Origin of the sequence: Microbaculum marinum (assembly GCF_037855135.1) — a bacterium.
Taxonomy (GTDB): Bacteria; Pseudomonadota; Alphaproteobacteria; order Rhizobiales; family Tepidamorphaceae; genus Microbaculum; species Microbaculum marinum.
The window spans coordinates 515,321-528,357 of the sequence record NZ_JAZHOF010000003.1 but is presented as its reverse complement, the minus strand read 5'-3'; the positions used below and the strand labels follow the sequence as shown (position 1 = coordinate 528,357).

Below are 13,037 nucleotides of genomic sequence, written 5' to 3'. Positions count from 1 at the left end.
TGTTGCGGGCGGTCATCGTTCGGTCGCCCAGGTCGCCGGCGGCTGGCCGGCATGTCGTCGCCGTCCACGTCAAAGCCCGCTGAAATATGCCCGGACCAGATCGAGGACCCCGATATCGGGAAACTCGACCCGTGCCGCGCGCCCGATCGGACAAGTGGCGGTCAGGTCGGAGGCGTCCAGCGACAGGATGAGCTGGGCGGTTCCCCTCCCATGGCCCCTGGCGACGACCGCGAGGTCGCTCTGGCCCAGCTTGGCGGGCGCCGCGCGCGACATGAGGATCGTCGCGTCGCGCAGCCTGTCCTCCCCTTCGAGGATGACAAGCGCCCGCTGTCCGGGCTCGGCCAAAGTCGCGAACAGATCATTGGTCGGCACGTCGACGAGGAGCTTGCTGCAGTCGATCCACGAAAAGAGGGGCCCGCCCACCTTGAACGTGACGCCGTCGCGCATCGAACTGCTCCAGATCCGCGCGCCGGCAGGCACCGTCACCGCCGCGCGGGCGTTGTGCTCGTAGGCGATATTGGCGGCCGACAGGTCTTCCGAAGCCCTCTGCAGGGCCGCAACGGCGTTGGCCTTGTGCTGCTTGGTCCGCTCGATTTCCAGTCGCAGCTCGTCGCGGCTGCGCCACGACCATTCCGGTTCCTTTCCGTCGGCCTGGAGATAGATGCCTTCGCTGGCCATGCGGCGTCGCAGGCGCACCTCGTCGAGTTGGGTTTTCCATTCGGCCAGCAAGGCTTCGCGGTCGCGCAATTCCGACTCCGCGGCTTCCGCCTCGCGGGTGGTCGTGGCGCCGGTGCTCCTCAGGGTGCGCATCCGGTCCGCCGAACTGCGGGCGTATTCCACGCGCTGCTCCAGCAGCTCGATCCTGCGCGTCAGGCTGTCGATCTGAAGATCGAGATTCTCGCGAAAGGCGTCTGCATAGCGCTCGGTGCGCTGGTTCCAGTCCTCGAGAAGCGTCAGCAGCCGCGTTTCGTGGGTGTCGAGCTCTTGAAGATTGGCCTGCGCCTCAGAGAACTGCGCCCTGGCCCTGATGACCTCGTCCGGCTCGATCAGGTGGTTGGTCAGGTCCGCGACCTTCCCCGACGCATCCACGGTGTCGCCGGGCTTCAGTGCCATGTGCTCGATGGTGCCGTCGATCGGCGCGGTAGCGACGTTCATCCAGGTCGTCAGCGCGGCGTTGCGGGTGGCGATGGAGTAGATCAGCGGCCCGATGGCGACGACCGTCGCGACGATGCTGAACAGGAAGGCGGCGGCAATTCCCGCACGGCGCAGCCTGCGCTCCTTGGCCAGCGCCGCGCCGTCCGGCTGCTCCTCCGCCAGCCCTTCATCCGCATAGAGCGGATCGAGCGCCCCCATGTTCTCCAGCATCCGCAGCGTGATGAGCTTGAGAAGGTGGACGCCGAGGGCCGGATTCTGCAGGAGCGCGCTAAACACCGCCTGCCGTTTCAGGACCATCAACACGCCGTTGGTTCTGGCGATCGCGGAGGCGGTGCGCCGCTGCGTCTCGGAGAACACCGCAAGTTCGCCGAGGAAGTCGCCGGCGGCGATCTCTCTCTGGATCTGTGGCAGCCAGATGCGCCCTTCCAGCACGTAGTAGAGTTCGTCGGATCTGTCGCCGATGTTGAAGATGGTCTCGTCGGCGAGAAATACCCGCCGCTGCATCAGCGGAAATATCGGCTCCATCGAGAAGGAACTGCTCGCCGCGTTCTCGACTTTGCGCATGAACGCCAGGATCTGCGCCAGCCGGATGCTGTTCAGCGGCAGCAGGGTGGCGTGCAGAATGAGGATCGGCGTCAGGCCCTCGAACAGCGCGTAGGTGATGAAGGCGACGTTGCTGGCGATCGCGACGATGCGCAGCGGCAGCATCGTCTTCATGTAGAAGGTGACGAATACGAGTGCGGAAGCCAGGTACCCGGCGATTTCACCTGTGCTCATGGGACATGGCCTCCAGCACGACGGATCCGGCGTTCAGTTCGATCGCAGTATCGACGATGTACGCGGGATCCCCTGCACAGGAGGTGCGCCACAACTCCCGACCGGGTGCCCCGGCTTTCCCCGCTTTGAATTTCTATGCCCAGGAAGTGGCGCCGCGCCAGCCGTTTCTGTGCCGGCTGCTCGGCAGCCAGCCGGGTGGCAACGCTTGAAGCGACACTGTTTTCCGAACCGCTCTAGAAGTATCCGACCAGCCGGCCCAGCGTGATCACGACGAGCCAGAGCCCGATCGACAGGGCCGCACACAGCCGGACCGGGCCGGGAACGGCGCCGGGCGGCGCACGGCGCAGCAGCAGCGTTGCAATCGCTGCCACCGCGAGGACCAGGGCGAGGACGCCCATCTTGGCGAGGAAATACGTCGAGGCCAGGTAGTCGCCTGCCCGGGTGATGAACAGCATGGCCCCGGCCGCCGCCGCAAGCAGGAGGCCCGCGACGGCGGTTGGCAGCAGCACCCGCGCCAGCGTGGCCACGTTTGTCCGCGGCCATACGCCGAGCAGCCGCAGATCGAACGGCACGATGGCGCCGAACAGAAGCGCGATGCCGACGATGTGGGCGGTATTGACGAACGGATAGAGCCAGACGGACCGTTTCAGCGCCGCCGCAAGCGGCAGGCTCTCGAGCCCGGCCAGGGCCTCGATCATCCGGGCGGCCCCCGATCGGGTGTGGTCAGGACTCCCGGTCCGGATAGAGGTTGTGCTTGACGCCGCCGATCGTCAGCCATTCCGCCTTCATCAGCTTCACGTCGGGATTCGAGGACCGATGGCCGTGGGCGGTCATCTCGGTGCCGATCGCCAGCATCTCCTCGGTCAGCTCGGCGCTTTCGTTGCGCCACGGCTGGCCGATCTCGACGACCCACTGCTCGCCCTCGAAGTCGCCGGCCGCGTCGATCGTCAGTTCGCCGTGCGGGTTGCCGAGCTTCACTGCCGTGATCGTGCCGCTGAGCTCGAACTCCTCGCCGGTCGCCCAGCCCCATCCGTGATGGGCAAGCGACAGCGTCGCGCCGGCCGCCAGCAGCAGGGCGCCGACCGCAAATGCGGACAAACCCGTCGTGATCGCGCGGCTGGTCATCGCATACCTCCCTTTTCCGGTCTGGACAGACGGCAGGAAACCTAGGTCGCGGCGGGACCGGGGAAAGATCGTCCACGAAAGCGTGATCAGTCCGACAGCGCCTTGCGGATCGCCACGAGGTCCCGCCAGGCCAGGCGCTTCTGGCCCGGCTGTCGCAGCAGGTAGGCCGGGTGGAGGGTGGCGATCGCCCTGATCGTCCGCCGGCCGGTGTCGTAGTCGAACCACTTGCCGCGCATCTTCAGGATGCCTTCGGAGCGGTTCAGCATCTCCTTGGCCGCGGCGCCGCCGAGGAACACGATGACGTCCGGATCGGCCAGCTCGATCTGGCGCTCGATGAACGGCCTGCAGACCTGGGTCTCCTGCGGGGTCGGCGTCCGGTTGCCGGGCGGGCGCCAGTAGACCACGTTGGTGATGTAGGCAGAGGTGCGGTCGAGGCCGATCGCCGCCAGCATCCTGTCGAGCAGCCGGCCGGCCCGGCCGACGAAGGGCTTGCCCTGGAGATCCTCCTCGGCGCCCGGTGCCTCGCCGACGAACATGACGCGGGCTTCCGGGTTGCCGTCGGCGAAGCAGAGGCTCTTGGCGGTAAAGCGCAGGGCGCAGCCCTCGAAGCCCTCGAGGATGTGGTGGAGCTCCTCCAGGCTGGTCGCCTCGCGCGCCCTGGCGCGTGCCGACATGACCGGATCGTGGGCCCCATGGTCGGACGCCGGCAACGTCGCAGCGTCGCCCGGAGTCCCGGTGCCGGCCGGGCGGGAGACCGGAGCGCTCGGCGCGGCGGGCGCGAGCCTGTCGACAGGCGCGTCGCCGACGGCCTCGTCGGCGCCGGCGGCCAGTTGCCACGCCAGCAGCGCTCGCGCCGCCTCCCGCGACAGCGGGGGTGAATGGTTTTGCCGGTCCGTCAACTCGGTCTCGTTGCTCCGGTAGTGCAGACAGGTATTTTACGCCATATTGCCTGCGATTTGCAGATCCGCCCCCGACACGATCGAAAAATGGGCCGAGGAGAAGAATGACAGACGAAGCCGACCCGGGTCCCCAGCACGACTCCGCCCAGCACGAAGCCACCGGGCACGAATCCATGGGGCATGAGACCCCCGAGCGGGAATCCATGGAGTTCGACGTGGTGATCGTCGGCGCCGGTCCCGCGGGGCTCGCCGCCGCGATCCGGTTCAAGCAGCTTGCCGCGGAGGCGGGCGAGGACCTGTCCGTCGTCGTGCTCGAGAAGGGCTCGGAAGTCGGCGCGCACATCCTGTCCGGGGCGGTGATCGATCCGGTCGGGCTGGACACACTGCTGCCGGGCTGGCGCGACGAGGACTCCCCGGTCAAGACGCCGGTGACCGACGACCGCTTCCTGTTCCTCGGCCATTCCGGCTCGGTGCGGCTGCCGAACTTCATGATGCCGCCGCTGATGAGCAACCACGGCAACTACATCGTCTCGCTCGGCAACGTCTGCCGCTGGCTGGCCACCAAGGCGGAGGAACTGGGGGTCGAGATCTATCCGGGCTTCGCCGCCGCCGAGGTGCTCTACGGCGACGACGGCGCGGTGATCGGCGTGGCGACCGGCGACATGGGGGTCGCCCGCGACGGCCATCACAAGGACGGCTACATGCGCGGCATGGCGCTGCTCGGCAAGTATGTGCTGATCGCCGAGGGCGTCCGCGGCTCGCTGGCCAGGATGCTGATCTCCAGGTTCGATCTGGACGCCGGACGCGAGCCCCCGAAGTTCGGCATCGGCCTCAAGGAACTCTGGGAAGTCGCTCCCGACAAGCACCGGCCCGGCCTCGTCCAGCACTCGTTCGGCTGGCCGCTGGATTCGCGCACCGGCGGAGGATCGTTCCTCTATCACCTGGAAGACAACCAGGTCGCCGTCGGCTTCGTCGTGCATCTGAACTACGAGAACCCGTGGCTGTCGCCGTTCCAGGAGTTCCAGCGCTTCAAGCATCATCCGGCGATCGCCGAAACCTTCGAGGGCGGCAAGCGCCTTTCCTACGGCGCCCGGGCGATCACCGAGGGCGGCTGGCAGTCGATCCCGAAGATGTCGTTCCCCGGCGGCCTGATCGTCGGCTGCTCGGCGGGCCTGGTGAACGTTCCGCGTATCAAGGGGTCGCACAACGCCATGCTGTCGGGAATGCTCGCGGCGGAAGCGATCCATGCGGCGCTTAAGGACGGCCGCTCCAACGACGAGATCGTCGAGTTCGACGATACCGTACGGAACTCCGGAATCGGCGACGACCTGAAGAAGGTCCGCAACGTCAAGCCGCTATGGTCGAGATACGGGCTCTACGGCGGCATCATGCTCGGCGGCCTCGACATGTGGACCAACACGCTCGGATTCTCCCTGTTCGGCACGCTGGGCCACGGCAAGCCCGATTCGGCGACCCTGAAGCCGGCCAGCCAGTGCAGGAGAATCGAGTACCCGAAACCCGACGGCACGCTGTCCTTCGACAAGCTGTCATCGGTGTTCCTGTCCAACACCAATCACGAGGAGGACCAGCCGATCCATCTCAAGGTGCTCGACATGGAACTGCAGAAGCGCAGCGAGCATGACGTCTACGCCGGCCCGTCCAACCGCTACTGCCCGGCCGGCGTCTACGAGTGGATCGAGGAGGGCGCCGATGCGCCGCGCTTCCAGATCAACGCGCAGAACTGCGTGCACTGCAAGACCTGCGACATCAAGGACCCGAACCGCAACATCCTGTGGACCGTGCCGGAGGGGGGCGGCGGCCCGAACTATCCGAACATGTAGCCGCGCGATCCGGCCGGATGCACTGGAGACACACGCGAATGCCGCCGCGGTTGCCGCGGCGCCGCATTTCGTCCATCATCTTGTGCCAGTTGCGAGAACAATCGAATGCGTGATCGCAAACGCCTAAGGGGCTGACAATTTTGAACAGAGACCGGTTCTACGCATCGGGACGGGCGATCGCCGCCCGGCCGGTGCGTTTCCTCGTAGCTGTTGCCGCGCTGATCGCCACCGCCTCGGCACCGTCGCGGGCCGAGACGGCTCCGCAGGATCACGGGTCCCATTCGCTTGCGGGCAACTACCTTGCCGGTCGCGTGGCGGGTGCGCTCAGCGACTCGGGTGCCGCGGCCCACTTCTACAAGCAGGCGCTCCAGGCCGATCCCGACAACCTGTCCCTGCTCGATCGCAGCTTCACCCTGTCGCTGATCGCGGGCGAGTACGATACCGCGATGGCGACCGCGAAGCGGATCGCCGAGCTGGATCCGTCCCACCGCCTCGCCCAGCTGGCGCTGGCGGTCGACGCCATTCGAGCCCGCCAGTACGCCGCCGCGCAACGTCATCTTGCCGAAGCCGGCAGCGGTCCGCTCGCCGAACTGACGGCGACGCTGCTGCAGGCCTGGACGGAGGCCGGCGAAGGCGACACCGCGCAGTCGCTGGCGACCGTGGCCTCGCTGTCGGGTCCCGAGTGGTACGAGGTGTTCAAGCCCTATCACTCCGGCCTGATCGCCGGCGTCGGCGGCGACGAGGACGCCGCCGGCAAGTATTTCGAGGAAGCCTACAGGGCCGATCCCGATGCGATCCGCATCGTCCAGGCCTGGGGCCGACACCTGGCCCAGACCGGCCGGGCGGAGGAGGCGCGCGAGGTCCTGGAGAAGTTCGGCGACGTGGTGCCGAATCATCCGCTGACGCTGACGGCCCTGCAGAACATCGATGCCGGCCGCGTGCCCCAGCCGATCGTCAAGTCGGCCCAGGAGGGCGCCGCCGAGGTGCTGTACGGCATCGGCTCGGCGCTCGGCAGCGACAGCGGCGAGGAATACGCAGCCATCTATCTGCGGCTCGGCCTGCATCTGGCCCCGAACAACCCGCTCGCCATCCTGTCGCTGGCCGACTACTACGAGAAGTCCGGCGATTCCGAGAAGGCCATCGAAATCTACGGGAAGGTGCCGGACACCTCGCCCCTGCGTCCCAATGCGGAGATCCATCGCGCCCTCAACCTGGACGACATGGATCGCACCGACGAGGCAATCGAAGTCCTCGAAAGCGTCATCGCCGCCAATCCGGACGACGAGGAAGCGATCATTGCCCTCGGCAACATCCTGCGCGGGCGCGAGCGTTTCGGCGAGGCGGCCGCCGTCTACTCGCGTGCCATCGACAGGATCGACGGTGCCGATCCGCGCGACTGGGCGCTCTTCTACTTCCGCGGCATGTGCTACGAGCGGGACAAGCGCTGGTCGCTCGCCGAACTGGACCTGCAGAAGGCGCTCGAACTGAATCCGGAACAGCCGCACGTGCTCAACTACCTGGGCTATTCCTGGGTCGACCAGCACCTGCATCTCGACAAGGCCCTCGACATGATCTCGCGGGCCGTGGAGTTGCGCCCCAACGACGGCTACATCGTCGACAGCCTCGGCTGGGCCTACTACCGCCTCGGCCGCTACGAGGAAGCCGCGCGCGAACTCGAGCGGGCCGTCGAGTTGAAGCCGGAAGATCCGATCATCAACGATCACCTGGGCGACGCCTACTGGAAGGTCGGCCGCAAGCTGGAGGCGCGTTTCCAGTGGAGCCACGCCAAGGCGCTCGACCCCGACCCCGACGACCTGGCCAAGATCATGGAGAAGCTCGAGAGCGGGCTCGCCGACAAGCCGGATCGCGCCGAGATCGAGTTGCGCCGCAACGACGGATAGTCTCCGCCGGCAGGTCCGCGTGATCTCCGAGTTCGCCGCCGCCAAGATCAATCTGGCGCTGGCCGTCACCGGGCGGCGCTCGGACGGCTACCACCTTCTCGATACGCTGGTGACCTTCGCCGATGCCGGCGACCGGTTCGACGTCCGGTCCGCGCCGGACCTGTCGCTGGAGGTGACCGGACCGTTCGCGGCGGACCTGCAGGACGATGCCTCGAATCTCGCGCTGCTGGCGGCGGAACGGCTGCGTGCCGCAGCCTTCGGGGAGGACGTCGCGGCGCCGGGCGCCGTCCTCATCCTCGAGAAGGCGCTGCCGGTCGCTTCCGGCATCGGCGGCGGCTCCGCGGACGCCGCTGCCGCGCTCAGGGCGCTCAATCGGCTCTGGGGCCTGGACTGGCCACTCGAGCGTCTCGCATCGCTCGGTCTCCGGCTCGGGGCCGACATCCCCATGTGCCTCCACGGCCGGCCCTTGCGGGCACGGGGCATCGGCGAAGACATTGGCCTCCTGAAGGGCTTTCCGCGGCTCGACCTCGTTCTGGTCAACCCGGGCGTCGCGGTGTCGACCGCGACCGTGTTCGGCGCGCTCGCCGGCCGGTTCTCGCCGCCGCTGCCCGTCGCCGCCGGGTTGCGCGGCCTGGATGCGGCGATCACCTGGCTCGGTGCTGCCTCCAACGACCTGCAGGCCCCGGCGATCGCGGCGGCACCCGTGATCGGCGAGGCGCTTGCCGCGCTCCGGCAGACGGACGATTGCCGGCTGGCCCGGATGTCAGGCTCGGGGGCGACGTGTTTCGGCATCTACGCCGATGCCGAAAGTGCCCGCGCGGCAGCCGCCTCGATCTCCGCCGCCCGGCAGGGCTGGTGGGTGAGGTCCGTGGCGACCGGACCGTCCGGATCCCAGCCGACCTAGAACTCCCGGCTGACGCAGAAGTCGATGACTTCGGTAAGGGCCTGCCGGTATTCGGAACCCGGGAATATCTCCAGGGCGTCGCGCGCCATCGCGCCATAGTGGCGGGCCCTGCCGATCGTGTCCTCCAGTGCCCGGTGGCTGGCCATGAGTTCGATCGCGCGCTCCAGGTCGCCTTCCTCGACGGCCCGGTCGTTCAGGCTACGGCGCCAGAACGTCCGCTCCTCCTCGTTGCCGCGCCGATAGGCGAGCAGCACCGGCAAGGTGATCTTGCCGTCACGGAAATCGTCGCCGACCTTCTTGCCGAGCGTCGCCTGGACGCCGGAATAGTCGAGCGCGTCGTCGACGAGCTGGAAGGCGTTGCCGAGATTGGCGCCGTAGGAGCGCAACGCGGCGCGCTCCTCCGCGTCGCGGTCGGCGACGATCGCGCCCACCTCGCCGGCAGCGGCGAACAGCGCCGCGGTCTTGGCGCGGATCACGGCGAGGTACTCGTCCTCGGTCGTCGCGGTATTCTGCGTGGTGACAAGCTGCATGACCTCGCCCTCGGCGATCACCGCGGCGGCGTCCGCGAGAACCTCGAGGGCCGGCAGCGAGCCGACCTCGACCATCATCTTGAAGGCCTGGCCGAGCAGGAAGTCGCCGACCAGGACGCTTGCCTCGTTGCCCCACACCATGCGGGCCGAGGCCTTGCCGCGACGCATGTCGCTCTCGTCGACGACGTCATCGTGCAGCAGCGTCGCGGTGTGCATGAACTCGACGCTGGCGGCGAGGCGGATATGGCCTTCGCCCCGGTAGCCGAACATGCCCGCAGCCGCCAGTGTCAGCATCGGCCGGAGCCGCTTGCCGCCCGATTCGATCAGATGGGCGGCCACCTCGGGAATGAGCGTCACCTCCGACCCCGTCTTCGACAGGATCAGTTCGTTGACGCGCTGCATGTCCTCGGAGACGAGACCGACAATGCGGTCGATGCCGCTTTCGCGGTCCGTCTTTTTCTTGAGAGATACGACCGTACCCACACGAATACTCCGCCAGATAACCTGTTTGCAGGGGACATTAGGAGGCGTCCGGTTGCTGGGCAATAGCACCGGCCGCGGCGAATTGCCGATCCGTGGCAGCCGTTGCCGATGCGATACGGTTTCCAGGGGGCCGGGCCGCGCGGTTTTGACTGCAAAGCGCAACAACATTCTCTAAGGTTGGCCGATGATCGAACTGATACGCACCAACGACATGGTCGTCCTCAGCTATGCCGAAGCGTTGCTGAAGGATGCCGGAATAGCCTGCGCCGTCGTCGACCAGAACATGAGCATCATGGAAGGCTCGCTCGGCGTGCTGCCGCGCCGGCTGCTGGTCGACGGCGAGCGTGAGGCCGAGGCGCGACAATTGATGAAGGATGCCGGCCTGGAGGAGAACCTGAAGTGACCGGCCCCGCCGTCGCGGATGCTTCCGGGCGGTTCGGTTTCGACTGCTCGCAGGACGATTTCCTGGGAGGACGGCTGTCGATCACCCAGCCGCGAAAGGGACACCGGTCCGGGATCGAGGCGGTGCTCATCGCAGCGGCGACGCCGCTGGCGGCCGGCGAAACTGTGCTCGACATCGGTTCCGGCGTCGGCGTCGCCGGGCTGTGCGCGCTGTCGCGGGTGGCCGGCGCCAGGGCCGTCCTCGTCGAGGCCGACGCCGATCTCGCCGCGCTGGCAGCCGAAAACGCCCGGCGCAACGGCTTTGCCGTCGCCGGGGCGGACGCAAGTGTCGACGTCCATGCTCTGGACGTGACGGAGCGTGGCGCCATCGGCGCTCTCGGCCTGGACGGTGCCGTGGACCACGCCGTGGCCAACCCGCCGTTCTACGATCCGGCCGCCAGCCGCACGTCGCCGGCCAAGTCGGCCGCCCATGCCGCTCCGGCCGACCTGCTCGACGCCTGGATCCGGTTCGCGGCGCGCGCGGTGCGGCCCGGCGGCACGCTGACCCTCGTGCATCGGGCCGAGGCGGTCTCCCTGGTCCTGCAGGGGTTCGGCAGGCGCTTTGGCGGCGTCACGATCCTGCCTGTCCATCCCCGGCCCGGGGCGGCGGCGACCCGGATCCTCGTGCAGGGCCGCAAGGCGAGCCGTGCGCCGGTCGCGATCCTGCCGGGACTGGTGCTGCACGGGCGACAGGGCCACGGCTTCCTGCCGGAGGTGGAAGCCGTGCTCCGCACGGGAGCGAAACTGGAAATGACGCGTTAGCCTTGCGGCGGGGCTGGTCAGGCTACATGTGTATCCGACGGGAGAAGAACGAGCGATGCTTGGCGAGCGTATCAGAAACCTGCTGCCGGCGAGCTGGCACGAGCGGCACCCGCTGGTGGCGGTGCTGCGCCTGAACGGTCCAATCGGCGCCGTGACGCCGCTGCGGCCGGGACTGTCGCTTGCCGACCTGGAGAGCCCGCTGAAGCGGGCCTTCAAGATGAAGCGCGCCGCCGCCGTCGCGATCTCGATCAACTCTCCCGGCGGTTCCCCGGTGCAGAGCCGGCTCATCTACAAGCGCATCCGCGATCTGGCCGAGGAGAACGGCAAGCCGGTTTTCGTCTTCATCGAGGACATCGGCGCCTCCGGTGGCTACATGCTGGCGCTCGCCGGCGACGAGATCGTCGCCGACCCCACCTCGCTGGTCGGGTCGATCGGCGTCGTGGCGGCGACGTTCGGCTTCGACAAGGCGATCGAGAAGCTCGGCATCGAGCGGCGCGTCTACACCGCCGGCGACCGCAAGGTGATGCTCGACTCCTTCCAGCCCGAGAAGCCCGAAGACGTGCGGCGCATCAAGGCGATCCAGAAGGACGTGCACGGCGTCTTCATCGACATGGTGAAGGCGCGCCGCGGCAGCGCGCTGAACGGCACCGACCGGCTGCTGTTCTCCGGCGAGTTCTGGAGCGGCTCCAGGGCCCTCGAACTCGGCCTGATCGATCGCCTCGGCGACCTCACCAGCGTCATGCGCGAGCGCTACGGCGACAAGGTGCGGCTGGTGCCGATCGCCACGGCCCGCCGCGGCCTGCTCCGGCGGCTGCGTCCGTTCTCGTCGGGGCCTGCCGCAGGTCCCGGACTGACGGCCGGGTTCGCCGACGACTTGATCTCGGCCATCGAGGCGCGGGCGCTGTGGTCACGCTTCGGTCTGTAGTGGATATTGCCCTGATGACCAATCCCATACTGATTGGCGGACTGATGATCGGCGGCGCGTTCGCCGGCTGGCGGATGATGCGGGAGCGCGGCCGCGTCCGCCGCATGTTCGAGAAGCTGTCCCGGGAATCGGCCAAGGCGCCGACCGGCGACGTGGTCCGGCTCGAGCGCGACCCGGAGACCGGAATCTACGGCCCCGCCAAGGAACGCTGAGGGATCGCGGCGGTTGACCGCCGTTACCGCCGCCGATACCGTCCGCCGCGCCGGTCCGGACGCGGATCCGTCGCCGGCAGCGCCCAACGTTTCCCGCCAACACCGGCATCCCGACATGTCTGACGCTCGACGCCCACTCGACACCGACCCACTCGACCCGAAACGGTCATTCCAGGGGCTCATCCTGGCGCTGCAGCGCTACTGGGCGGCCTACGGCTGCGTCGTCCTCCAGCCCTACGACATGGAAGTCGGGGCGGGCACGTTCCATCCCGCCACGACGTTGCGCTCGCTTGGTCTCAATCACTGGAATGCCGCCTACGTGCAGCCCTCGCGGCGGCCGAAGGACGGCCGCTACGGCGAGAATCCCAACCGTTACCAGCACTACTACCAGTTCCAGGTCATCCTCAAGCCGTCGCCGCCGGACCTGCAGGACCTCTATCTGGGCTCGCTCTACGAGATCGGCATCGACCCGAAGAACCACGACATCCGTTTCGTCGAGGACGACTGGGAGAGCCCGACGCTGGGTGCCTGGGGCCTCGGCTGGGAGGTGTGGTGCGACGGCATGGAAGTCTCCCAGTTCACCTATTTCCAGCAGGTGGCGGGTTTCGACTGCCATCCGGTGTCCGGCGAGCTGACATACGGCCTGGAGCGGCTGGCGATGTACGTGCAGGGCGTCGACAACTTCCGGGACATCAATTTCAACGGCCGCGAGGGCGCCGGGAAGGTGACCTACGGCGACGTCTTCCTGCAGGCCGAGCAGGAATACTCCCGCCACAATTTCGAGCATGCCGACACCGACATGCTGTTCCGGCACTTCCGCGATGCCGAAACGGCCTGCCGGCAGTATCTGGAGGCCGGCTGGATGGACGAGGACCGCAAGGCGCACGGCATGGCGCTTCCGGCCTACGACCAGTGCATCAAGGCGAGCCACATCTTCAACCTGCTGGATGCCCGCGGCGTCATCTCGGTGACCGAGCGGCAGAGCTACATCTTCCGGGTGCGCGAACTGGCGAAGGGCTGTGGCGAGGCCTGGCTCGCGACCGCGGGCGGCGGCGCCGCGGCCTGACCTGGCGGCTGTCGGG

13 protein-coding genes are annotated in these 13,037 nt (G+C 67.8%); 8 read left to right on the top strand and 5 right to left on the bottom strand.

The features are described 5' to 3' along the window. Positions 1-69: 69 nt before the first annotated feature. The 4 genes from V3328_RS09590 to V3328_RS09575 all read right to left on the bottom strand — a co-directional run bounded on the left by V3328_RS09590 (position 70) and on the right by V3328_RS09575 (position 3,956). Positions 70-1,932: a cyclic nucleotide-binding domain-containing protein gene (locus V3328_RS09590; protein ID WP_340329418.1), complete on the bottom strand. Its 1,863-nt coding sequence runs from the start codon at positions 1,930-1,932 to the stop codon at positions 70-72. Between the two features lie 233 nt (positions 1,933-2,165). After that, a complete protein-coding gene (locus V3328_RS09585; RefSeq protein ID WP_340329417.1) occupies positions 2,166-2,630 on the bottom strand; it encodes a DUF2214 domain-containing protein in 465 nt (154 codons plus the stop codon). A 25-nt stretch (positions 2,631-2,655) separates the two neighbouring features. Continuing rightward, on the bottom strand, positions 2,656-3,057 hold the full coding sequence (locus V3328_RS09580) for a DUF6152 family protein (protein ID WP_340329416.1): 402 nt from the start codon (positions 3,055-3,057) through the stop codon (positions 2,656-2,658). Positions 3,058-3,143: 86 nt separating this feature from the next. Continuing rightward, positions 3,144-3,956 (bottom strand): uracil-DNA glycosylase, encoded by an 813-nt coding sequence (locus V3328_RS09575; RefSeq protein WP_340329415.1) that lies wholly within the window; start codon positions 3,954-3,956, stop codon positions 3,144-3,146. 173 nt (positions 3,957-4,129) lie between these two features. Between V3328_RS09575 and V3328_RS09570 the strand changes: the two genes are divergently transcribed. The 3 genes from V3328_RS09570 to V3328_RS09560 all read left to right on the top strand — a co-directional run bounded on the left by V3328_RS09570 (position 4,130) and on the right by V3328_RS09560 (position 8,602). After that, the gene (locus tag V3328_RS09570) at positions 4,130-5,797 is read left to right on the top strand and encodes an electron transfer flavoprotein-ubiquinone oxidoreductase (protein ID WP_340329509.1); all 1,668 of its coding nucleotides are present in this window, start codon (positions 4,130-4,132) and stop codon (positions 5,795-5,797) included. 140 nt (positions 5,798-5,937) lie between these two features. Next, positions 5,938-7,698, top strand: a complete 1,761-nt coding sequence (locus V3328_RS09565; protein WP_340329414.1) for a tetratricopeptide repeat protein — start codon at positions 5,938-5,940, stop codon at positions 7,696-7,698. Positions 7,699-7,717: 19 nt separating this feature from the next. After that, positions 7,718-8,602, top strand: coding sequence for a 4-(cytidine 5'-diphospho)-2-C-methyl-D-erythritol kinase (locus V3328_RS09560; RefSeq protein WP_340329413.1), 885 nt, complete (start codon positions 7,718-7,720; stop codon positions 8,600-8,602). Here the strand turns inward: V3328_RS09560 and V3328_RS09555 are convergent. Then, the gene (locus tag V3328_RS09555; RefSeq protein ID WP_340329412.1) at positions 8,599-9,615 is read right to left on the bottom strand and encodes a polyprenyl synthetase family protein; all 1,017 of its coding nucleotides are present in this window, start codon (positions 9,613-9,615) and stop codon (positions 8,599-8,601) included. The genes V3328_RS09560 and V3328_RS09555 overlap by 4 nt on opposite strands. A 184-nt stretch (positions 9,616-9,799) precedes the next feature. On the opposite strand from V3328_RS09555, the gene V3328_RS09550 reads away from it, so the two are divergent. From V3328_RS09550 to V3328_RS09530, 5 genes are all read left to right on the top strand, one after another. Next, a complete protein-coding gene (locus V3328_RS09550; protein ID WP_340329411.1) occupies positions 9,800-10,018 on the top strand; it encodes a putative signal transducing protein in 219 nt (72 codons plus the stop codon). Beyond that, the gene (locus V3328_RS09545) at positions 10,015-10,818 is read left to right on the top strand and encodes a tRNA1(Val) (adenine(37)-N6)-methyltransferase (protein ID WP_340329410.1); all 804 of its coding nucleotides are present in this window, start codon (positions 10,015-10,017) and stop codon (positions 10,816-10,818) included. Before V3328_RS09550 ends, V3328_RS09545 begins: the two co-directional genes overlap by 4 nt. A 55-nt stretch (positions 10,819-10,873) precedes the next feature. After that, on the top strand, positions 10,874-11,743 hold the full coding sequence (locus tag V3328_RS09540; protein WP_340329409.1) for a S49 family peptidase: 870 nt from the start codon (positions 10,874-10,876) through the stop codon (positions 11,741-11,743). Between the two features lie 14 nt (positions 11,744-11,757). Next, the gene (locus V3328_RS09535) at positions 11,758-11,955 is read left to right on the top strand and encodes a hypothetical protein (protein WP_340329408.1); all 198 of its coding nucleotides are present in this window, start codon (positions 11,758-11,760) and stop codon (positions 11,953-11,955) included. Positions 11,956-12,070: 115 nt separating this feature from the next. Then, entirely contained in the window at positions 12,071-13,021 is a 951-nt protein-coding gene (locus tag V3328_RS09530) for a glycine--tRNA ligase subunit alpha (RefSeq protein WP_340329407.1), read from the top strand. The last annotated feature ends 16 nt before the right edge of the window (positions 13,022-13,037 follow it).